The following is a 20,539-nucleotide window of genomic DNA, read 5'->3' on the forward strand; positions in this document are numbered from 1 at the left end:
GTGGGATTTGCGTGCGGACGCCTTGGTGCATGGCGCAATATTACGTCGTACCCACAAGGCAGTCGCGCGCGCCTGCCACAGGCGTTACTGGCCCGAAACAAACGTAGGAGCGAGCAAAGCTCGCGATGCGCCGCGCGGGCGGCGCTCGATCTCGCAGGCGCCACAACCCTCAAGCCAAGAACCTTGCAGCCATAACTCAATCTCCCCCTTGCAATCCCCTGGTGGCACCCCAATAAAAGCTGTTAGATTTCAGTTGGTTGAAACACCGGCCCATTTGACTGGCAGAGGAAGCAGCCAATGATTGCAAAAGAATCCCGCCAGGCCCTGGCGCTGCAGCGCTTCGCCGAAGGCAATCCGCAGTTGCTCGAGGAAATCCGCGAGCTGGATGCGCGCGAACAGGCCCAGCAAATCCACTGGGCGTTCGAAGACGCAGCTCAGGAGCAGGGTATCGAGCCCTGGGAACTGGCATTGCAACTGATCGCCGACAACCCCGAGCAATTGCAGGCCATGCGCCTCGAGACGCATCGCGAAGTGGCCGAGGCGCTGGGGATGGAGTGGGGGGAATATTGCCAATTCAACGAGATTGACGCCCAGTAAGGTGTGGTCTTGCTCTTGGCAGTTGTTTGACAAGGTATATCGGTTGTCTGCCACCCCTTTGGGGTGGTGCGCAGCCTTTTATATAAAGTGGCCAGGCGCACCTGTGTGCCGGCCTTGCTAGTTAATCGACCGGTGTGCTTGCCGTCGCCCCGGATGGGGTGACTTCTGCAGCGTGACTCACTAGAATGTTCGCCCTTGATTCTGGAGTCGGGCTATCGCCGGCTAACGTCTGTGCAACGAGGAATATCCATGCAAGTTTCTGTTGAAAACACTTCCGCTCTCGAGCGCCGCATGACCATCGCCGTTCCGGCCGAGCGCGTCGAGAACGAAGTCAACAAGCGTCTGCAACAGACTGCCAAGCGCGCCAAGGTCGCGGGCTTCCGTCCAGGCAAAGTGCCGATGAGCGTCATTCGTCAGCGTTTCGAAGCTGACGCCCGTCAAGAAGCCTTCGGTGATCTGGTCCAGGCATCCTTCTACGAAGCCATCGTCGAGCAGAAGCTGAACCCTGCTGGCGCTCCAGCTGTTGAGCCCAAGTCCTTCGAAAAAGGCAAGGACCTGGAATTCGTCGCCATCTTCGAAGTGTTCCCAGAGTTCACCGTTGCCGGCTTCGACTCGATCAACGTCGAGCGCCTGAGCGCCGAAGTGGCCGACGCCGACCTGGACAAGATGCTTGAAGTGCTGCGCAAGCAGAACACCCGTTTCGAAGCGGTCGAGCGCGCTGCGCAGAACGATGACCAGGTCAACATCGACTTCGTCGGCAAGGTCGACGGTGAAGAGTTCGCCGGTGGTTCGGCCAAGGGCACCCAGCTGGTACTGGGCTCCGGCCGCATGATTCCAGGCTTCGAAGACGGCCTGGTCGGCGCCAAGGCTGGCGAAGAGCGCGTGGTCAACGTGACCTTCCCTGAGGACTACCAGAACCTCGACCTGGCCGGCAAGGCCGCCGAGTTCACCATCACCGTCAACAGCGTTTCGGCGCCTGTGCTGCCTGAGCTGAACGAAGAGTTCTTCGCCCAGTTCGGTATCAAGGAATCGACCCTGGAAGGCTTCCGCACCGAAGTTCGCAAGAACATGGAGCGCGAACTGCGCCAGGCGATCAAGACCAAGGTCAAGAACCAGGTCATGGACGGTCTGCTGGCCGCCAACCCGATCGAAGTGCCGAAGGCCCTGCTGGAAAACGAAGTCAACCGTCTGCGCGTGCAGGCTGTTCAGCAGTTCGGTGGCAACATCAAGCCAGAGCAACTGCCAGCCGAGCTGTTCGAAGAGCAAGCCAAGCGTCGCGTGGTTCTGGGTCTGATCGTCGCCGAAGTGGTCAAGCAGCACGACCTGAAGCCGGACGAAGGCAAGGTCCGCGAAATGATCGAAGAAATGGCTTCGGCTTACCAAGAGCCTGAGCAGGTCATCTCCTGGTACTACAAGAACGACCAGCAACTGAACGAAGTCCGTTCGGTTGTGCTGGAAGAACAAGTTGTAGATACTGTCCTGCAGAAAGCGACTGTGACCGACAAGTCGGTCTCGTACGAAGATGCCGTCAAACCAGCTGAGGCGCCTGCCGCTGCTGAGTAACGGGCTTCTTTCGTAGGAAACCCCACAAGCCAGCCTTCGCGCTGGCTTGTGCGTATTCAAGCCATGACTATTTGGGAGTGAGCGCAGGACATGTCCCGCAATTCTTATATTCAGCAGAGCTCTGACATCCAGGCCGCAGGCGGCTTGGTCCCGATGGTTATCGAGCAGTCCGCCCGTGGCGAACGCGCCTATGACATCTACTCGCGCCTGTTGAAGGAGCGAGTGATCTTCCTGGTTGGCCCCGTAGAAGACTACATGGCCAACCTGGTGGTGGCGCAGATGCTGTTCCTTGAGGCGGAAAACCCGGACAAGGATATCCATCTGTACATCAACTCCCCGGGCGGTTCGGTGACCGCTGGCATGTCGATCTACGACACCATGCAGTTCATCAAGCCGGACGTCTCGACCATCTGCATCGGCCAAGCCTGCAGCATGGGCGCCTTCCTGCTGGCCGCAGGTGCCAAGGGCAAGCGTCACTGCCTGCCCAACTCGCGGGTGATGATTCACCAGCCACTGGGCGGTTTCCAGGGGCAGGCGACCGATATCGAGATTCACGCCCAGGAAATCCTCAGCATCAAGGCGCGCCTGAATGAGCTGCTGGCTTACCACACTGGCCAGGATCTCGAGACCATCAAGCGTGATACCGAGCGTGACAATTTCATGAGCGCCTCGCGCGCGGCCGAGTACGGCCTGGTCGACTCGGTATACGACAAGCGGCAACTGGCCTCCTGAACCCAGGTGCCAGAGCAGGTAGGCGCGCTGAGCGCCTACCTGTGGACTTGAAAAAGCCCGCAATTGCCTTCATCTTGTGTTGCAAGCCTACCGGATTGGATCGATCGAATGACTGACACCCGTAACGGCGAGGACAGCGGCAAATTGCTTTATTGCTCCTTCTGCGGCAAAAGCCAGCACGAAGTGCGCAAACTGATTGCCGGGCCCTCGGTATTTATCTGCGACGAGTGCGTCGACCTGTGCAACGACATCATCCGTGAGGAGGTGCAGGAAGCCCAGGCCGAGAGCAGCGCGCACAAATTGCCTTCGCCGAAAGAAATCAGCGGCATCCTGGACCAGTACGTCATCGGTCAGGAGCGCGCGAAGAAGGTGCTGTCGGTAGCGGTGTACAACCACTACAAGCGCCTCAATCAGCGTGACAAGAAGGGCGACGAAGTCGAACTCGGCAAGAGCAACATCCTGCTCATCGGGCCTACCGGCTCGGGCAAGACCCTGCTCGCCGAAACCCTTGCACGCCTGTTGAACGTACCGTTCACCATCGCCGACGCCACCACCCTGACCGAAGCCGGTTACGTGGGTGAGGACGTCGAGAACATCATTCAGAAGCTGCTGCAGAAGTGCGACTACGACGTGGAGAAGGCCCAGATGGGTATTGTCTACATCGATGAGATCGACAAGATCTCGCGCAAGTCGGACAACCCGTCCATCACCCGTGACGTTTCGGGCGAGGGCGTGCAGCAGGCGCTGCTCAAGCTGATCGAAGGCACCGTCGCTTCGGTTCCGCCCCAGGGCGGTCGCAAGCACCCGCAACAGGAATTCCTGCAGGTCGACACCCGCAATATCCTGTTCATCTGCGGTGGCGCTTTCTCCGGCCTGGAAAAGGTCATCCAGAACCGCTCCACCAAAGGTGGCATCGGTTTTGGCGCCGAAGTACGCAGCAAGGAAGAAGGCAAGAAGGTTGGCGAATCGCTGCGCGAAGTCGAACCGGACGATTTGGTCAAGTTTGGCCTGATTCCGGAGTTCGTCGGCCGTTTGCCGGTCTTGGCGACACTCGACGAGCTGGATGAGGCTGCGCTGATGCAAATTCTCACCGAGCCGAAGAATGCCTTGACCAAGCAATACGCCAAGCTGTTCGAAATGGAAAGCGTGGACCTTGAGTTCCGCACCGACGCCCTCAAGGCTGTCGCGCGCAAGGCACTGGAGCGCAAGACCGGCGCCCGTGGCCTACGCTCGATCCTCGAAGGTGTGCTGCTCGACACCATGTACGAGATTCCTTCGCAGAAGGAGGTCAGCAAGGTGGTGATCGACGAGAGCGTCATCGAGGGTACGTCCCAGCCGCTGATGATCTACGAAAACAGCGAACCGCAAGCCAAGGCTGCACCCGACGCCTGATCTTCAGGTACCTGCCGGGTAGTGGCAGCACGCTGAAAGGGGCCTACGGGCCCCTTTCTGCTTTTCCTGTACAAGCGCTTGTAATTTCCCAGGCGTGCCCCCACATTAGGTCCAAGCATCATTTCCACCGGTTTCCGGCCATAGGGCCGTTGTAGAGGCGAAATCATGAAGACCACCCTCGACTTGCCTCTTTTGCCATTGCGCGATGTCGTCGTTTATCCGCACATGGTTATCCCACTGTTCGTGGGGCGTGAGAAGTCTATCGAAGCCCTCGAGGCCGCGATGACGGGCGAAAAGCAGATCCTGCTGCTGGCCCAGAAGAATCCAGCCGATGACGATCCAGGCGAAGACGCGCTGTATCGGGTCGGTACCGTGGCCACCGTGCTGCAACTGCTGAAACTGCCCGACGGCACCGTCAAGGTGCTGGTCGAGGGCGAACAGCGGGGCGCTGTGGAGCGCTTCAACGAGGTCGATGGGCATATCCGTGCCGAAGTCTCCCTGATCGACGAAACCGACGCCGCCGAGCGCGAGTCGGAGGTCTTCGTGCGCACCCTGCTGTCGCAGTTCGAGCAGTATGTGCAACTGGGCAAGAAAGTCCCGGCCGAAGTCCTGTCCTCGCTCAACAGCATCGAAGAACCTGGCCGCCTGGTCGACACCATGGCTGCACACATGGCGCTGAAGATCGAGCAGAAGCAGGAGATCCTCGAGATCGTCGACCTGCCGACCCGTGTCGAGCACGTGCTGGCGTTGCTGGACGCGGAGATCGACTTGCTGCAGGTTGAAAAACGCATTCGCGGTCGCGTCAAGAAACAGATGGAGCGCAGCCAGCGCGAGTACTACCTGAATGAGCAAATGAAAGCCATTCAGAAAGAACTCGGTGACGGCGACGAAGGCCACAATGAAGCGGAAGAGCTGAAAAAGCGCATTGAAGCTGCTGGTCTGCCCAAAGACGCCTTGGCCAAGGCCCAGGCCGAGCTGAACAAGCTCAAGCAGATGTCGCCGATGTCCGCCGAGGCTACCGTGGTGCGCTCGTACCTGGACTGGCTGGTGCAGGTGCCGTGGAAAGCCCAGAGCAAAGTGCGCCTGGACCTGACCAAGGCCGAAGAGATCCTCGACGCTGACCACTATGGCCTGGAAGAGGTCAAGGAGCGCATTCTCGAGTACCTCGCGGTGCAGAAGCGGGTCAAGAAGATTCGCGGCCCGGTGCTGTGTCTGGTCGGCCCGCCTGGCGTCGGTAAGACTTCGCTGGCCGAGTCGATTGCCGCTGCCACCAACCGCAAGTTCGTGCGCATGGCCCTTGGCGGTGTGCGCGACGAGGCCGAAATCCGTGGTCACCGGCGCACCTACATCGGCTCGATGCCAGGCCGCCTGATCCAGAAAATGACCAAGGTTGGCGTGCGCAACCCGCTGTTCCTGCTCGATGAGATCGACAAGATGGGCAGTGACATGCGTGGCGATCCGGCCTCGGCGCTGCTCGAAGTTCTTGACCCTGAGCAGAACCACAATTTCAACGACCACTACCTTGAAGTCGACTATGACCTCTCGGACGTGATGTTCCTGTGCACCTCGAACTCGATGAACATCCCGCCGGCGCTACTCGACCGGATGGAAATCATCCGCCTGCCGGGCTATACCGAAGACGAGAAGATCAATATCGCGGTCAAGTACCTGACGCCCAAGCAGGTCAAGGCCAACGGCTTGAAGAAAGAAGAGCTCGAGATCGACGTCTCGGCGATTCGCGACATCATCCGGTACTACACCCGCGAAGCCGGTGTGCGCGGCCTCGAGCGCCAGATCGCCAAGGTCTGCCGCAAGGTGGTCAAGGAGCACACCGGGCAAAAACAGGTCAAGGTCAAGGTTACCGGCGATCAGCTCGAGCACCTGCTCGGGGTGCGCAAGTTCCGCTACGGCTTGGCTGAGCAGCAGGACCAGATCGGTCAGGTCACGGGGCTGGCCTGGACCCAGGTGGGTGGCGAGTTGCTGACCATCGAGTCGGTGGTGATCCCTGGCAAGGGGCAACTGATCAAGACCGGCTCGCTCGGCGATGTCATGGTTGAGTCGATCACCGCCGCGCAGACCGTGGTTCGCAGCCGTGCCCGCAGCTTGGGTATCGCCGCTGATTTCCACGAAAAACACGACGTGCACATCCACATGCCCGAGGGTGCCACGCCCAAGGACGGTCCAAGTGCCGGTATCGGCATGTGCACCGCCCTGGTGTCGGCACTGACGCAGATTCCGGTACGTGCGGACGTCGCCATGACCGGTGAGATCACCCTGCGTGGCCAGGTTCTGGCCATTGGCGGTTTGAAAGAAAAGCTGCTGGCGGCGCACCGGGGTGGCATCAAGACCGTGATCATTCCGGAAGAGAATGTTCGCGATTTGAAGGAAATTCCAGAAAACATCAAACAGGATCTGCAGATCAAACCGGTCAAATGGATTGACGAAGTCCTGCAAATTGCGCTGCAATACGCCCCGGAGCCCTTGCCAGATGTGGCTCCGGAGATTGTCGCGAAAGAAGACAAGCGCGACGGCGATGCCAAGGAAAGAATCAGCACGCATTAGTAGTTTTTGCTTGGGTGGCATTCCTTGACAGTTTTTTCGGGGCCTTGCTATAAAGCGGCACGCTATTGTCAAGCTGTCACCCAGCGCAGGTTTCATACGCCTTCATTACATACTTAGAAACATACTCAATTGAGACATAAGGGGACTTCGAGTGAACAAGTCGGAACTGATTGACGCTATCGCTGTATCGGCAGATATTTCCAAAGCGGCCGCCGGCAAGGCGCTGGACGCTGTGATCGAGTCCGTGACCGGCGCCCTGAAACAAGGTGACGATGTCGTTCTGGTTGGCTTCGGTACTTTCACTGTCAAGGATCGTGCCGAGCGCACCGGTCGTAACCCGCAGACCGGCAAGGCGATCAAGATCGCTGCTGCCAAGGTTCCGGGCTTCAAGGCAGGCAAAGGCCTGAAAGACGCCGTCAACTAAGTCGTCGCTTTCAGCCGAACCAGGCCCGACCCTGGTTCGAGCACGCTGATGGCGGGGCGCAAACGTTCCCGCCTGACACGTTTGCTAAGAAAAGGCGCATCCTCGGATGCGCCTTTCTTTTATCAGGATTTTACCCACGCTCCGCGGTTGTCGACGCAGTGGAACAGCCGTTTCTGGGGGACGCATGCTGCAAAATATCAGGGACAATTCACAGGGTTGGATTGCCAAGACCATCATCGGCCTCATCGTCGTGTTGATGGCATTGACCGGTTTCGAAGCGATTTTCCAGGCCGCCACCCATAGCCAGGATGCCGCCAAGGTGAACGGCCAGACCATCAGTCAGAACGAGCTGAGCCAGGCCACCGACATGCAGCGCCGCCAGCTGATGCAACAGTTGGGCAAGGATTTCGATCCTGCGCTGCTCGATGACAAGCTGCTGCGCGATGCTGCGCTCAAGGGCTTGATCGATCGCAAACTGCTCTTGCAGGGTGCTGAAGACGCCAAGTTCGCCTTCTCCGAGGCAGCGTTGGATCAGGTGATCTTGCAGACGCCCGAGTTTCAGGTCGACGGCAAATTCAGTGCCGACCGTTTCGACCAGGTCATTCGCCAAATGGGCTACGGGCGCATGCAGTTCCGCGAGATGCTCGCCGAGGAAATGCTGATCGGCCAGTTGCGTACCGGCATCGCCGGCAGCAGCTTTGTCACCGACCAGCAGGTCGATGCCTTCGCGCGCCTGGAAAACCAGACGCGTGACTTCGCGGCTTTGACCTTCAAGGCCAACCCGGCTGCGGTGACGGTCAGCGAGGACGAAGTCAAGGCCCATTATGAGCAGCACGCCAAGGAGTTCATGACGCCGGATCAGGTGGTCATCGACTATGTCGAGCTGAAGAAATCGGCGTTCTTCGACCAGGTCAAGGTCACCGACGAGGAGCTCAAGGCGCAGTACGAAAAAGAGATCGCCAACCTGGCCGAGCAACGCCGCGCGGCGCACATCCTGATCGAGGTCAACGACAAGGTCACCGATGCCCAGGCCAAGGCCCGTGCAGAAGAGATCGAGCAGCGCCTGGCCAAGGGTGAAGACTTCGCCAAGCTGGCCAAGGAATTCTCCCAGGACCCGGGCTCTGCCAGCAATGGCGGCGATCTCGGTTTCGCAGGCCCGGGTGTGTACGATCCAGACTTCGAAGAGGCGCTGTACAAACTCGCCGATGGCCAAGTGTCGGCCCCGGTGCGTACACAGTTCGGCTACCATGTGATCAAGCTGCTGGGCAAGCAGGCGCCGGAAGTTCCGAGCTTCGCAAGCCTCAAAGACAAGCTGCTGCGCGACCTCAAGACGCCACTGGTCGAGCAGCGTTACGTCGATGCCAGCAAGCAGTTGCAGGATGCCGCTTATGAGGCTTCCGACCTCGGCCAGCCCGCTCAGGACCTGAACCTCAAGGTGCAGACTTCGGCGCCGTTTGGCCGCGAAGGCGGCGAGGGCATCACCGCCAACCGCGGGGTGGTGCAGGCTGCGTTCTCCGAAGAAGTGCTGGATGAGGGGGCCAACAGCACCGCCATCGAGCTGGACCCTGAGACCACCGTGGTGCTGCGCGTCAAAGAGCACCGCAAGCCGACTCAGCTGCCGCTGGAGGCCGTTGCCGGCAATATCCACGACCAGCTGGCCAAGGACAAGGCAACTGCCGAACTCAAGGCCAAGGCAGACAAGTTGATTGCCGGTCTGCGTGATGGCTCGATCGCTGCGGCTGGTGCACACGACGGCCAGCAGTGGAAATCGTACGAGGCCGTCGCCCGTGGCCAGGACGGCATCGACCCGGCTGAGCTGCAAGCGCTGTTCCGCCTGGCCAAGCCGCAAGGCAAGGACAAGCCAGAATACGGCAGCGTGGTTCTGGCCGATGGCAGCCTGGTCGTGCTGCAGCTCAAGGGCGTCAACGATGGGGCTGCCGCCAGCGACGAAGAGAAGCAGCAGATTCGCCGCTACCTCGCTTCGCGCATTGGCCAGCAGGACTTCGCTGCGTACCGCAAGCAACTGGAAGGGGCTGCAGACATCACTCGCTACTGAGTGCTGCATGCCCCCGCAAACAGGCCGCGCTATGCGGCCTGTTTCATTTCCGAAATCCGTTGACCTGCAGCCTCAACGCTTTTCACCCTCGTAATGGTCCAACGTGTCGCGGGCAATCTCGCGGCCGAGCGCGATCAGCTCTGGCGCCTTGTAGAACTCGAAGAACCGGCACACCCGCTTGGGTACGTTGATCAGTACATCGGGTGGGTAGCCGGCGATCTTGTACTGGGCAAGCGAGGTCTGCATCACTTCAAAGCTCTGGTTGATCAGGTCGAGCAGCGATGCGGGGCCAACGTTGTCGATGATGAAAGAACCGGTCGCCGACTTCGGCGCGCCTTGGGTTTCTGGCGCTGCAGCGGGCTGCTGGGCTGGGTCTGGGTTGTCGGCGAGCCACGGATTGCTCGGTGCCAAACTTTCGGCAACGATCTCTTGTTCGATGCGGACCAATCGTTCAGCTGGCTTGCGGCGAAACGGCAGGTGCGAGCCCAGCGAGTCGAGCAGGGCATCGAAGCGCGTCTTGAAGGCAGCCGGTCGCTCGATTACTGGCAACTGGTATTGCTGCTGGTTGGTGGCGTTGAGGTTGACGGCAATGATCAGGTCGCAGTGGCTAGACACCACTGGCACGATCGGCAATGGGTTGAGAATGCCGCCGTCGACCAGCATGCGGTTGCCCTGCATGACCGGGGTGAACAAGCTGGGAATCGCTGCCGAGGCGCGCATCGCCTGATGCAGGCAGCCTTCCTGGAACCAGATCTCCTGCTGGTTGGTGAGGTCGGCAGCGACCGCCGTGTAGGGGATGCGCAGTTGCTCGATATTGATCTCGCCGACGATCTTGCGGATCTGCCCGAAGACCTTGTCACCGCGAATCGCGCCCAGGCGAAAGCTGACGTCGACCAGGCGCAGGACGTCCAGATAATCCAGGCTTTCGATCCAGTGCCGGTACTGCTGAAGCTTGCCTGCTGCATAGATACCGCCAATCACTGCACCCATGGAGCACCCGGCGATGCAGGCGATCTCATAGCCGCGCCGTTCGATTTCCTCGATCACGCCGATGTGGGCGTACCCGCGAGCGCCACCCGATCCCAGTACCAATGCCACGCGTTTGCTCATCAACATTCCCCGGCTTATGCAACGATGGCCCTACAATGCACGCAGCATTGCTGTGCTTCAATAACACTCTAGGCAACCCGAAGCGAAGCGGCACTTTTGCTGCCACCCGACGTCGAACAGCCAACCGCTTCCACTCCCTGAGGTGACACTGATGAAAGCCTGGATCTGCCTTCCGCTGATGGCCCTGGCGCTGGCCGGTTGTGCCGGCAAGACCGCCTACCGTGAAAGCTGTGCGACGCAGCTCGATGCCGCCTGGAAGGAGCTCGACCTGGCCAAGGCCGAGGGCTTTGCCGGGGCCGTGAGTTATTCCAAGGCGCTTTCGCTGCTGACCGGCGCGAAGACCCAGCAGCAGTTCGAAGGCTACGAAAATTGCTCCAACAAAGCCGAAAAAGCGCGCTTCTACATTCGTGAGTCGCGCGCCGGGCGCTGATCGAGGAGTGATACATGTCCGCCATGCTTGACCACGTCGTCGCCCAAGTATTGACCTTGCAAGTGCGCCTGTTGGCCTGCCGTGAACGGCTGGCCGCCGATACCGACAGCGAAGCGCTGCATGACTTGCGCACCAGCTTGCGGCGCTTGCGCAGTTTGCTGCGCCCACTGCGTGGTTTGCCAGGGGTGGAGCAGCTGGAGCAGGCGGCTAAGGCCCTGGGCACCTTGACCACGCCATTGCGTGATCGTGAAGTATTGGCCGGCGAACTGCTTCGCCGCGGGCAGCGTCAAGCCGGTGAGCGGCGCCTGGCCGGACGTGGCAAGACTTTCGCCAACGTCGCCAGCAGTGCCCAACTGACCCGAGTCCTGTCGATACTCGATGCCTTCCCGTTGTTTCTGCGCGCGGCTGACCGCGAAGGGCTGGTCAAGGCGCTGGACAAGCGCGTCGACCAGCGCCTGCTCAAGCAATGGCGCAAGCTGGGCAAGGCGCTGCGCGACCCCACCCACGATCGCCATCGGCTGCGCTTGCTGATCAAACGGGCGCGCTATGGTGATGAGGCCTACCCCCAGCTTGATCATGCAGGCAACAAACTCCAGCGTTTGTTGAAGAAAGCCCAAGGCGACCTGGGCGACTGGCATGACCGCCTGCAGTGGTTGCTACGGGCCGACGAGCAGCTCGATCTGGCACCGTGCAAGGCCCGATGGGAGCAGGAGTTGCACGAGGCTGAAGCGAAGTCCGACATCACCCTCAAGGCCCTGCACCGCGCGCTCGAGCGGCGTAAGCCCGGCAAATGACCGATATGCGGGCTGATCGGCGAAGGAGAGCTGGCTAGTATTGGCCAATCCTTCGCCAATGCCACGAGGTGGCCGATGAATTTCTTGCAACTGCTCGACGCCGTCCACACTGACCCCAGTGCCTTCAGCGTGCCCTCAAGCTGGGCACAGGGCCGTGCAGTCTTTGGCGGCCTGATGGCGGCGCTGGTGCATGAACGCATGCGCACCCAGCTCAGTGACGATCGCCCGACCCGTTCATTGGCCATCACCTTTGTCGCACCGGCGGCCGCCGAAGTGGCCATGGGTCTGGAGGTGGAGGTACTGCGCGAAGGCAAGGCAGTCAGTACGCTGCTTGGCAAAGCGATCCAAGGTGGCCAAGTGGTGACGCTGGTGCAGGGCAGCTTCGGCGCCGGGCGGGCTTCTGTCATCGATGTGCCAGCTATGCAGGCGCCGCAGATGACGCCCGTGGAGCAGGCAGTGACAGAGCTGCTCCATATTCAAGGTGTCACGCCCGAGTTCATGCGCCACGTGGCGCTGCGTTGGACGGTGGGCGGCCTGCCGTTCAGCGGCAACCCTTCGCGCTGCATGGGTGGCTGGGTACGTTTGCGCGATGTCGCCGAGGCGCCGCTGACCGAGGCACATTTGCTGGCCTTGGTCGATGCCTGGCCGCCTAGCCTGCTGCCGTTGCTCAAGCAGCCTGCCGCTGGTAGCACGCTGACGTGGACCATCGAGTTCGTCCAGCCGATTGCCCAGCTGTCGACCCTGGACTGGTGTTACTACCAGGTCGAAACGGAACATGCCCGTGACGGCTACGGGCATGCGGCTGCGAAGTTGTGGAGCGCCAAGGGCGAACTGTTGGCGTTGAGCCGCCAAACCGTGACGGTCTTCGCCTGATCTCAGCGCTTGTGCTTGTGCTTGTGCCGGGCCCGCCATGCCTTCCACCAGGCGCCGCTGAGCACGAAGCGGGGGAAGGTGATGAACTGTTCGGTGAGCAGGCGTTGCACGGCATCCTGACGATTGGCGAACGGCTCGGGCTGCTCGGCCTCCAGGCGATGCCCGTGGCGTTGCAGGCCGAGCCCTGCGATCAATGCGATCACGCCCACGGCCAGCTGTACCAAGTCCAGGCCAAACAGCCCCGAGAGCACGAGCAAGGCGCCAAGGATGAACAGCGGTACCGCGATCAGGTGCAACACCAGGTTGGCCGGATGCTGATGGTTGTTGTGATAGCCACGCCATTGCCAGGCGTGCAGGTTAGGCAGTCGTTTGCTCATGAACAGATCCTCGCAGTCATGCCCAAAGCTTAGTGTGCCTGCACCTGCGCAGCCAATCGAAGCTGGCTATGGCGACTATAGCTTGAGCTGGCCGATGGCCTTGTTCAGCTCCCCGGCCAGGGTTGCCAGTTCAGTGCTGGTGGTTGCCGAGCCGACGGTCTGCTGAACGGTCTGCTCGGTGACATCACGAATGCACACCACCGCGCGGTTCATCTCTTCAGCCACCTGGCTTTGCTGCTGCGCGGCCACCGCGATCTGGGTATTGCTTTGGCGCATCTGCGCGACCGCGCCGGTGATTTCAGCCAGCGCCGCGCCCGCTTCACGGGCCTGCTTGACGCAGTCGTCGGCCTTGTACGAGCTTTCCTGCATGAATTCCACTGCATCGCGCGTGCCGGCTTGCAGGTCGGCGACCATGTGGGTTATTTCGTCGGTGGAGGTCTGCACCCGCTTGGCCAAGTTGCGGACTTCATCTGCGACCACGGCGAAGCCGCGTCCCAGGTCGCCGGCGCGAGCGGCTTCGATCGCGGCATTGAGGGCCAGCAGGTTGGTCTGCTCGGCGATGCTGTGGATCACGGCGACGACGCCGTTGATCTTCTGGCTGTCATCGGCCAGCTGCCGAATCATTTCGGCAGTCTGCTGCACGCCGCTGGACAGCCCGGCGATCGAGTCCTGCACCCGACTCACTACCCGCTGGCCGCTGCCGGCGAGGGTGTCGGCGGTTTGCGAGAGGTCGCGAGTCTCGCTGGCGTGCTGGGCGATGTGGTGCACGGTGGCCGACATCTGGTTGATCGCTGTGGCAGCTTGATCGGTTTCGCTCTGCTGGCCGAGCATGCCATGGCGCACGTCGCTCATGCTGCTGGCCAGGCGCGCAGCGCCGCTGTCGAGTTGTGCGGCGGTTGACGCCACGGTGCTGACCACACGGTGATAGGTGCTTTGCATGGCATTGAACGCGCCGGCCATCTGGCCGACCTCATCGCCGCACGCCAACGGCACGCGAGCAGATAAGTCGCCGGTCTTCTCCACGTGCAGCATGACATCCTTGAGGGTGTTGAGCTGGCTGAGTAGAAAGCGGATCAGCAGCTGCGAGGCCGCGAGCATCGCCAGCATCAGGACCAGCACGCACAGCGCGTAGTTGACGAAGCGGTCGAGAAACACCTGACGCAGGCTTGGGCTGGTGGCCAGCACCGCGACGCGCTGGTTGCCGTGGCGCAGTACCTGCGCACCGCGCAGTGGCTGGCTCCCCAGGATCCAGGCGGACGGCAGGCTTACCCAGCCCTCGGCCTCGGCCAGCGGCTGCAGGTCTTGATCGGCGTAGCGCGGGGTCTGCCCGGCTGGCCACACCAGCAGGTTGGTCAGGCGCGGCAGCGGCTGGGTGGCAGGCCAGGCGCCCAGCAGTTCTGCCTGCGCCTGCGCCTGCTGCTGGGCCCCATCGGCGCGCGCCCCTTGTTCGAGGTACAGGGCATAGACCACGAACAACAGTGTGATGACGAAGGCCACCGCATTGACGGCCCAGAACTTGTATTTCAGTGAAATGTTGCTGAGCCAGGCACCCATGTGTCGGTCATCCGTGAGTTGAGCGAAAACAATATTGGCAAGTTGCCATCATTGTGCGCGCGCACCTGCAGATGGATGCTGACCTGGATCAAGGCAGCTGGAAAAACGCTCTGGCCGTGGCCGTGGTGTGCTGAGCGCACTGTTCCGGGGTTTCGTTGCGATGTTGGGCGACTTCGCGCAGCACCTCGGCAAGAAAAGCCGGTTCGTTACGCCCGTGCTTGGGTTTTGGCCGCAAGCTACGCGGCAGCAGGTAAGGCGCATCGCTTTCGAGCATCAGCCGGCCTTGGGCGATACTGCCCACCAACGCATGCAGGTGGGTGCCACGGCGCTCATCGCAGATCCAGCCTGTGATACCAATGTGCAGGTCCATGTCGAGGTAGGCAAACAAGGCATCGCGCTCACCGGTAAAACAGTGCACCACGGCAGCCGACAAGTGATCGCGGTAGTCCTTGAGAATGGCCAAAAGCCGTGCACTGGCATCGCGCTCATGCAGGAACACCGGCAGCTTCAGTTCGGCGGCCAGCGCCAGCTGCGCATGCAGGGCTTTTTCTTGCAGTGGGCGAGGGGAGAAGTCGCGGTTGAAGTCCAGCCCGCACTCACCCACTGCGCGTACCCTCGATTCTCCCAACATCTGGCGCAGGCACTGTTCGCTGCTGCTGTCCCAGCTCTGAGCATCGTGCGGATGCACACCGGCGGTGGCAAACAGGTGCGTCCCTTGCGGGTCGAGCTGCTGGCACAGCTCCAGTGCCTGCTCGCTTACGTCCAGACTGGTGCCGGTCAGAACCATCTGCACCACGCCGGCTTCGATGGCGCGCTCGACGACGGCTGCCTGCTGGTCATGGAAACTGCGGTTGGTCAGGTTGACGCCGATATCGATCAATTGCATGGTGCTCACTCGTGCTGCAAGGTCGGCCAGCATAACAAAAGCTAAGATTTTCGGAAAAAACCCAAAACTTCAGGGGCTTGCGATGGTCTTTTGCGTTCATTTCCCACATGTGCACGCACGTTTATGGCTGTCGCCTTTCGATCAGGGATGTTCCCGCGCATGCTGCGCTGCCTGCTGAGCCTGCTGAGCCTGCTGGCGGTACTCGGCTTGGCGCAGGCCGACCTGGCCTACGCGCGTGTGCCTGGGCCTCAGCACACGGTGGCGACCAGCACGCTGCGCGACCTTGGGCAGATCCGCAGCAGCAAGGTGCTGCGCGTGCTGGTCAATCAGAGTCGCAACAGCTCAGGTGAAATCAAGGGTGAGCCGGTGGGGGTCGAATACTACCGGCTGCGGGCGCTCGAGCATTACCTCAATGCCCGCGCTGGCGAAGGCCAGCAGATCCGCTTGCAGATCATTCCCCGGGCCAAGGAACAGCTGCTGGGGGCCTTGCAGCGTGGCGAGGGCGACCTCGCGGCTCCGGGTGAGCTGCTTGACCCGGCGGTGGTCGGCGCGGTCAACCGCAGCGCGCCGGTGCTCGATCAGGTGCCCCTGGTGCTGGTCGGGCGCAAGGGCGGGCGCAGTTTCACCCGTATCGAACAGCTGTCGGGGCGCACCGTGGCCTTGACCAGCGCCAGCGCGGCGGGTGCGCTGATCGAGCAAGCCAACCAGCAGCTCGCCCTGCGCAAGCGCGCGCCGATCAAGATCGAATGGGTCGATTCGACCCTGGCGGTGGAGGATGTGCTGGAGATGGTGCAGGCCGGGATCTATGCATCGACCATCGTCGAGCGGCCGATCGCCCAGCGCTGGGCGCGGGTGATGCCGCGCCTGCGCCTGGACACGCGCCTGCAACTGGGCGCCCCGCAGGCCATGCGCTGGTATGTGCGGCGCGATGCGACCTTGCTGCTGGCCACGGTCGATCGGTTCTTGCAAGGCTACCGTGCCCCGGAAAACCAGGATGCGGCCTTCGAGCGTATCTACCGGCGCCAGTACCGGGTGCACAACCCTTTGGCCAGCAAGGACCGGCAACGCCTGCAGGCCGTGCGCGCGGTGCTGCAGAAACACGGTCAGGCACAGCAGATCGACTGGCTCAACCTGGCGGCGCTGGCGTTCAAGGAGTCGACCCTGAACCCTGCCGCACGGGGGCGTGGCGGGGCGCATGGGCTGATGCAGATCACCCCGGCGGCAGCGCAGCGCGTGGGCGTCAGCGATACCGCTTCGGTCGACGGCAACGTCCAGGCCAGTGCGCGTTATCTGGCGTTGATCCGCCGCAAGTTCTTCGCCAGCCCGAAGATCAACGAGCGCGAACGCATGGCCTTCGTCCTGGCCGCCTACAATCTCGGCCCGGAGCGGGTGCAAGCCATGCGCGCCGAAGCGCGCAAGCGCGGACTCAATGGCAATCAGTGGTTTTTCCAGACCGAACGGGTTGCCATGGAGCAGGTGGGCATGGGGCCGGTGAACTTCGTCAACAGCGTCAACAAGTACTTTCTGGCCTTCAATCGCGAACGCGCAGCGCTTGAGCGGGTAGCCAGACGCTGAGGTGAGTGCAATGCATTTGCCCTGGGGGCTTGCAGCTTGCGCGTTGTGGCTCTAGCATACCGCTTGCGCCGATTTAAACAGCTACTTGCGGGGCGCGGGATCGCCCTGGTGTGGGTCGTCCGAAATACCGCTAAAGCGCTGGTTCGGTGACGCCTCCCACCGCTGCCCAGCGGGATTTGCGAGGCGGAGAAATCTCCATGAGTTGCCCACGTACCAGTGTTTGTCTGAGCCCTCTGCCTGCCCACCAGGCCGCGCGTACCCCACGCATTCTGCTAGCTGGCCACCATCAGCCAACCTTGTTGCGCCACCTCGAAGGCCTGTCGCGCCGCAAGGGCCAGGCTCGCGCCTTTCTCATTCAGTTCGCCCACAGCCCATGGCGTCTGGAGCAGTTCGCCAGTGACCGGTTCGACTTGGCGGTGATTCAGGCGCCGGCGCGCGAAGAGGCTGCGCACATCATCGCTCATCTGACCCGCATTGCCCGCCAAGGCTTGATCACCAGGCGCTGAACAGCGTCGGTGCATCGGCGCTCAACTGTGCGGCGCCGCCCCCGGCTTCTGGTATTCGATGTGGATCACTTCCCAGTAGGCGTCGCCGGTGGGCGTGGGCACCACGATCTCATCCCCGACGCATTTGCCGATGCAGGCTCGTGCCATGGGCGAATCGATGGAGATGAAGTCCTTGCGCTCGTAGATTTCATCACCGCCGACCACGCGGAAGGTCTTGCGCTCATCGTCTTCGTTGGCGATGGTCACCCAGGCGCCGAAGAACACCTTGCCTTCCTGGCTTGGCGCGTAGGGCACGACCCGCAGATCCTCGATGCGCTTGCGCAGGTAGCGCACACGCCGGTCGATCTCGCGCAGGCGTTTCTTGTTGTACTGGTAGTCGGCATTCTCGCTGCGATCGCCCAGCGACGCGGCCCAGGTCACCTTCTTGGTGATCTCCGGGCGCTCCTGGCGCCACAGCCAGTCCAGCTCGTCTTTCAAGGATTGGTAGCCTGCTTCAGTGATTAGGTTGGTTTTGCTCATCGTTCGCCTGTCATCGAGGGAGTGCCGGTCACTACCTGAAATACCTGAAGCGCGACTCTAGCATCTGTGAGCGGGTTTTTCTGTGGTGTTGAAACGGCGATGCCCACGTGCCTGCTGCAGGCGCGTGAGCATCGATCGTCAGCAGGTGGGCCGTGGAGGTTGCCTACTTGGCGCTGGCAACCTCGGCGACTGATGCGCGCTCAAGCTGGCGCTTGCGCCCGATCACCAACACCGCGATGCCGGCCACGGTGCACAGCGCCGCCAGCGGCATCAGCGCCAGCGCGTAGCTGCCGGTAGCGTCATGGATTGCACCGTAGGCATTGACCATGATGCCGCCACCAATCAGGTTGGCCATGGCACCCACCGCCGCCAGCCCGGCAGCGGCGGTCGAGGAGGACAGCCAGCCGGACACCAGCGCCCAGAACGGGCCTTTCATCGAGTAGGCGCCTACCAGCACCATGGTCAACATGACCACCGTGGCAGGCAGGGAGGAGGTGAACAGCGTCATCAATAGCCCGGCAGCGATCAGCAGCATGGTCATTGCAGTGTGCCAGCGCCGCTCACCGGTTCGGTCGGAGCTGCGGCCCCAGACGATCATCAGCACCGAAGCGATGCCGTACGGAATCGCATTGACCAGGCCGATCTGCATGGCGTCCAGGCCGAAGGTCTTGAGTAACTGAGGTGCCCATACGCTCATGGTGCTGCCCGCCGCGGAGGCGCCTGAGTAGATCACCGCCAATACCCAGATGTCCTTGTGCCGCAACAGCTTCCACAGCGAGATATGGCCGATGGCGGTCTTCTTCGACGCCTCGTCGGCCAGCCGTCGAATCAGCCAGCCGCGCTGCTCGTTACTCAGCCACTTGGCCTGTTCGGGACGGTCGGTGAGCACGAACAGGCAGGCGATGCCCAACAGTACGGCGGGAATACCTTCGAGGATGAACAGCCAGTGCCAACCGCGCATGCCCAGCCAGCCATCCAGGCTCAAGAGCAGGCCCGACAGCGGCGATCCGATGAAGTTGGCGGCCGGGATCGCCACCATGAACAGGGCGACCATGCGCGCTCGATAGGCCGATGGCAGCCAGTAGGTAAGATACAGCAACACGCCGGGGAAGAAGCCAGCCTCGGCCGCGCCAAGCAGAAAGCGCATCACATACAGCGAGTTGGCGCCCTGGACGAACGCCGTGCCAGCGGATATCAGGCCCCAGGTGATCATGATCCGGGCGATCCAGATCCGCGCACCATAGCGCTGCATCGCCAGATTGCTGGGCACCTCGACCAGGAAGTAGGCGAAGAAGAACAGGCTGCTGGCGAAGCCAAAGACCTTGGCTGTCAGTTGCAGGTCCTCGTTCATTTGCAAGGACGCCATGCCGATATTGCCGCGGTCGATGATCGCGATCAGGTAGCAGATGATCAGAAATGGCAGCAGGCGCCAGGCGACGCGGCGCATGGTGCTGCGTTCGAGCTCATCGGGCTGGGAGGTTGCTGAAGTCATGGTGCTCTCCACTTGTTTTTTTTCTGGAGTGACGCGTGGTGAACGTGCCCCGACTGGCGACGAGGCACACGGCGCTGCCGATCAGCTGGCGAACAGGTGGCGATTGACCACGCAACGCGGATCCAGTGCAGTGCCAGCCCAGACATCGAAGATTTGCTGCAGCGCCACCAGGGCCACGCGGTCGCGCGCTTCGCTGGTATTGGCGCCCACGTGGGGTGTAGCGACCAGATTGGGGAGGCCCCACAGCGGGCTGTCGGCAGGCGGCGGCTCGGGATTGAAGGTATCAAGGCCGGCCCCGGCGATACGCCGTTCGCTCAGTGCGGTGACCAGCGCCGCCGTATCGATCAGCTCGCCGCGGGCGGTATTGATCACGATGGCGCCGGGACGCATGCGTGCGAACTGGTCGGCGCCCAGCAAGTTGTGATTGGACTCGGTGAGCGGGCAGTGCAGGCTGATGATATCGCTTTGCGCCAACAACTGATTGAAATCTTCCTCGCGCTCGACGTTGGCGCGTTGCGGCAGCTGCTTGAGGTAGGGGTCATAGACCTTGACCTTCATGCGCAGCGGCGCCACCAGGTCCAGCAGTATTCCGCCAATCGAGCCAAGGCCGATCAAGCCCAAGGTCTTGCCGGACAACTCGATGCCATTCGCCTCGGCCTTGTCCCAATGCCCATCGCGCATGCGTGCATCGAGCAGGGCGGTTTGCCGAGCGACGCTGAACATCAGGGCGAACGCCAGTTCCGCCACCGACTGCGCATTGGCGCCCACGGCGATCGAAACCGGGATGCCTTGATCGGCTGCGGCCTGAATATCGATGGTGTTGTAGCCCACGCCATGTTTGGCAATGACCTTGAGCTTGGATGACGCCTCGATCATGGGCCGGGTCAACTGACCTTGGCGGACCACGATGGCATCGGGCTGTTCGGCACGAATGATGGCTTCGAGCTCTTCAGCTGGCAGGTAAGGCGTAGTGGGAATGATGCGGACACCGCGCTCGGCTGCGAGGTGCATGGCCTCGCTGGCAAGCTCTGGGCCGGTCAGAAGAATGGTTCGCGACATCGTGAATACCTTGTTTTTATCAGGACGACGGGGCAGTG

Annotated in this window: 19 protein-coding genes; 12 read left to right on the forward strand and 7 right to left on the reverse strand. The window is 61.6% G+C overall.

Annotated elements, in window-relative coordinates:
* Nucleotides 1-297: 297 nt before the first annotated feature.
* The 7 genes from FS665_RS00960 to FS665_RS00990 all read left to right on the forward strand — a co-directional run bounded on the left by FS665_RS00960 (nucleotide 298) and on the right by FS665_RS00990 (nucleotide 9,326).
* Nucleotides 298-597, forward strand: a complete 300-nt coding sequence (locus FS665_RS00960) for a DUF6388 family protein (protein WP_145181987.1) — start codon at nucleotides 298-300, stop codon at nucleotides 595-597.
* 249 nt (nucleotides 598-846) lie between these two features.
* Nucleotides 847-2,160, forward strand: a complete 1,314-nt coding sequence (tig, locus tag FS665_RS00965) for a trigger factor (protein ID WP_145181990.1) — start codon at nucleotides 847-849, stop codon at nucleotides 2,158-2,160.
* Nucleotides 2,161-2,250: 90 nt separating this feature from the next.
* Nucleotides 2,251-2,892 carry an ATP-dependent Clp endopeptidase proteolytic subunit ClpP gene (gene clpP / locus FS665_RS00970; protein ID WP_145181993.1) on the forward strand — a complete coding sequence of 214 codons (642 nt, stop codon included), beginning with the start codon at nucleotides 2,251-2,253 and terminating at the stop codon, nucleotides 2,890-2,892.
* A 108-nt stretch (nucleotides 2,893-3,000) separates the two neighbouring features.
* Complete coding sequence (gene clpX / locus FS665_RS00975) at nucleotides 3,001-4,284, forward strand: ATP-dependent Clp protease ATP-binding subunit ClpX (protein ID WP_085674682.1); 1,284 nt, start codon at nucleotides 3,001-3,003, stop codon at nucleotides 4,282-4,284.
* Nucleotides 4,285-4,449: 165 nt separating this feature from the next.
* A complete protein-coding gene (gene lon, locus FS665_RS00980; RefSeq protein ID WP_145181996.1) occupies nucleotides 4,450-6,846 on the forward strand; it encodes an endopeptidase La in 2,397 nt (798 codons plus the stop codon).
* Between the two features lie 151 nt (nucleotides 6,847-6,997).
* Entirely contained in the window at nucleotides 6,998-7,270 is a 273-nt protein-coding gene (locus tag FS665_RS00985) for an HU family DNA-binding protein (RefSeq protein WP_145181999.1), read from the forward strand.
* Nucleotides 7,271-7,454: 184 nt separating this feature from the next.
* Nucleotides 7,455-9,326 carry a SurA N-terminal domain-containing protein gene (locus FS665_RS00990; protein ID WP_145182002.1) on the forward strand — a complete coding sequence of 624 codons (1,872 nt, stop codon included), beginning with the start codon at nucleotides 7,455-7,457 and terminating at the stop codon, nucleotides 9,324-9,326.
* Between the two features lie 72 nt (nucleotides 9,327-9,398).
* Here FS665_RS00990 and FS665_RS00995 read toward each other — a convergent pair whose 3' ends face one another.
* On the reverse strand, nucleotides 9,399-10,436 hold the full coding sequence (locus tag FS665_RS00995; protein WP_145182005.1) for a patatin-like phospholipase family protein: 1,038 nt from the start codon (nucleotides 10,434-10,436) through the stop codon (nucleotides 9,399-9,401).
* Nucleotides 10,437-10,587: 151 nt separating this feature from the next.
* Between FS665_RS00995 and FS665_RS01000 the strand changes: the two genes are divergently transcribed.
* The 3 genes from FS665_RS01000 (at nucleotide 10,588) to FS665_RS01010 (ending at nucleotide 12,533) form a co-directional block, all read left to right on the forward strand.
* Nucleotides 10,588-10,866 carry a hypothetical protein gene (locus FS665_RS01000; RefSeq protein ID WP_145182007.1) on the forward strand — a complete coding sequence of 93 codons (279 nt, stop codon included), beginning with the start codon at nucleotides 10,588-10,590 and terminating at the stop codon, nucleotides 10,864-10,866.
* Between the two features lie 14 nt (nucleotides 10,867-10,880).
* Nucleotides 10,881-11,660, forward strand: a complete 780-nt coding sequence (locus tag FS665_RS01005; RefSeq protein WP_145182010.1) for a CHAD domain-containing protein — start codon at nucleotides 10,881-10,883, stop codon at nucleotides 11,658-11,660.
* 75 nt (nucleotides 11,661-11,735) lie between these two features.
* Nucleotides 11,736-12,533 (forward strand): acyl-CoA thioesterase II, encoded by a 798-nt coding sequence (locus tag FS665_RS01010; protein ID WP_145182012.1) that lies wholly within the window; start codon nucleotides 11,736-11,738, stop codon nucleotides 12,531-12,533.
* A 2-nt stretch (nucleotides 12,534-12,535) separates the two neighbouring features.
* On the opposite strand, the gene FS665_RS01015 is transcribed toward FS665_RS01010, so the two are convergent.
* The 3 genes from FS665_RS01015 to FS665_RS01025 all read right to left on the reverse strand — a co-directional run bounded on the left by FS665_RS01015 (nucleotide 12,536) and on the right by FS665_RS01025 (nucleotide 15,350).
* Nucleotides 12,536-12,910, reverse strand: coding sequence for an Mpo1-like protein (locus FS665_RS01015; protein WP_145182016.1), 375 nt, complete (start codon nucleotides 12,908-12,910; stop codon nucleotides 12,536-12,538).
* A gap of 75 nt (nucleotides 12,911-12,985) precedes the next feature.
* Entirely contained in the window at nucleotides 12,986-14,464 is a 1,479-nt protein-coding gene (locus tag FS665_RS01020) for a methyl-accepting chemotaxis protein (protein ID WP_145182021.1), read from the reverse strand.
* 88 nt (nucleotides 14,465-14,552) lie between these two features.
* Nucleotides 14,553-15,350: a TatD family hydrolase gene (locus FS665_RS01025; protein ID WP_145182024.1), complete on the reverse strand. Its 798-nt coding sequence runs from the start codon at nucleotides 15,348-15,350 to the stop codon at nucleotides 14,553-14,555.
* Nucleotides 15,351-15,509: 159 nt separating this feature from the next.
* Here FS665_RS01025 and FS665_RS01030 point away from each other — a divergent pair, with 159 nt between their 5' ends.
* Together FS665_RS01030 and FS665_RS01035 are read left to right on the forward strand one after the other, a co-directional pair.
* On the forward strand, nucleotides 15,510-16,925 hold the full coding sequence (locus tag FS665_RS01030) for a transglycosylase SLT domain-containing protein (RefSeq protein WP_145182027.1): 1,416 nt from the start codon (nucleotides 15,510-15,512) through the stop codon (nucleotides 16,923-16,925).
* 197 nt (nucleotides 16,926-17,122) lie between these two features.
* Nucleotides 17,123-17,431, forward strand: coding sequence for a hypothetical protein (locus FS665_RS01035; RefSeq protein ID WP_145182030.1), 309 nt, complete (start codon nucleotides 17,123-17,125; stop codon nucleotides 17,429-17,431).
* Nucleotides 17,432-17,452: 21 nt separating this feature from the next.
* On the opposite strand, the gene greB is transcribed toward FS665_RS01035, so the two are convergent.
* From greB to FS665_RS01050, 3 genes are all read right to left on the reverse strand, one after another.
* A complete protein-coding gene (gene greB / locus FS665_RS01040) occupies nucleotides 17,453-17,950 on the reverse strand; it encodes a transcription elongation factor GreB (protein WP_145182033.1) in 498 nt (165 codons plus the stop codon).
* Nucleotides 17,951-18,113: 163 nt separating this feature from the next.
* Nucleotides 18,114-19,442 (reverse strand): MFS transporter, encoded by a 1,329-nt coding sequence (locus tag FS665_RS01045; RefSeq protein ID WP_145182037.1) that lies wholly within the window; start codon nucleotides 19,440-19,442, stop codon nucleotides 18,114-18,116.
* 81 nt (nucleotides 19,443-19,523) lie between these two features.
* Nucleotides 19,524-20,501, reverse strand: coding sequence for a hydroxyacid dehydrogenase (locus FS665_RS01050; RefSeq protein WP_145182040.1), 978 nt, complete (start codon nucleotides 20,499-20,501; stop codon nucleotides 19,524-19,526).
* Nucleotides 20,502-20,539: the final 38 nt, after the last annotated feature.

The sequence above is a fragment of the Pseudomonas sp. URMO17WK12:I11 genome, assembly GCF_007677725.1.
GTDB lineage: Bacteria > Pseudomonadota > Gammaproteobacteria > Pseudomonadales > Pseudomonadaceae > Aquipseudomonas.

Excerpts from the sequence above, each read along its gene's own strand:
- greB (WP_145182033.1), bottom strand. The coding sequence starts at position 17,950 with ATGAGCAAAACCAACCTAATCACTGAAGCAGGCTACCAATCCTTGAAA.
- FS665_RS01045 (WP_145182037.1), bottom strand. The coding sequence starts at position 19,442 with ATGACTTCAGCAACCTCCCAGCCCGATGAGCTCGAACGCAGCACCATG.
- FS665_RS01000 (WP_145182007.1), top strand. The coding sequence starts at position 10,588 with ATGAAAGCCTGGATCTGCCTTCCGCTGATGGCCCTGGCGCTGGCCGGT.
- FS665_RS00960 (WP_145181987.1), top strand. The coding sequence starts at position 298 with ATGATTGCAAAAGAATCCCGCCAGGCCCTGGCGCTGCAGCGCTTCGCC.
- FS665_RS01020 (WP_145182021.1), bottom strand. The coding sequence starts at position 14,464 with ATGGGTGCCTGGCTCAGCAACATTTCACTGAAATACAAGTTCTGGGCC.
- tig (WP_145181990.1), top strand. The coding sequence starts at position 847 with ATGCAAGTTTCTGTTGAAAACACTTCCGCTCTCGAGCGCCGCATGACC.
- FS665_RS00990 (WP_145182002.1), top strand. The coding sequence starts at position 7,455 with ATGCTGCAAAATATCAGGGACAATTCACAGGGTTGGATTGCCAAGACC.
- clpX (WP_085674682.1), top strand. The coding sequence starts at position 3,001 with ATGACTGACACCCGTAACGGCGAGGACAGCGGCAAATTGCTTTATTGC.
- FS665_RS00995 (WP_145182005.1), bottom strand. The coding sequence starts at position 10,436 with ATGAGCAAACGCGTGGCATTGGTACTGGGATCGGGTGGCGCTCGCGGG.
- FS665_RS01035 (WP_145182030.1), top strand. The coding sequence starts at position 17,123 with ATGAGTTGCCCACGTACCAGTGTTTGTCTGAGCCCTCTGCCTGCCCAC.
- FS665_RS01005 (WP_145182010.1), top strand. The coding sequence starts at position 10,881 with ATGTCCGCCATGCTTGACCACGTCGTCGCCCAAGTATTGACCTTGCAA.
- FS665_RS01030 (WP_145182027.1), top strand. The coding sequence starts at position 15,510 with ATGCTGCGCTGCCTGCTGAGCCTGCTGAGCCTGCTGGCGGTACTCGGC.
- FS665_RS01010 (WP_145182012.1), top strand. The coding sequence starts at position 11,736 with ATGAATTTCTTGCAACTGCTCGACGCCGTCCACACTGACCCCAGTGCC.
- lon (WP_145181996.1), top strand. The coding sequence starts at position 4,450 with ATGAAGACCACCCTCGACTTGCCTCTTTTGCCATTGCGCGATGTCGTC.
- clpP (WP_145181993.1), top strand. The coding sequence starts at position 2,251 with ATGTCCCGCAATTCTTATATTCAGCAGAGCTCTGACATCCAGGCCGCA.
- FS665_RS01050 (WP_145182040.1), bottom strand. The coding sequence starts at position 20,501 with ATGTCGCGAACCATTCTTCTGACCGGCCCAGAGCTTGCCAGCGAGGCC.
- FS665_RS01015 (WP_145182016.1), bottom strand. The coding sequence starts at position 12,910 with ATGAGCAAACGACTGCCTAACCTGCACGCCTGGCAATGGCGTGGCTAT.
- FS665_RS01025 (WP_145182024.1), bottom strand. The coding sequence starts at position 15,350 with ATGCAATTGATCGATATCGGCGTCAACCTGACCAACCGCAGTTTCCAT.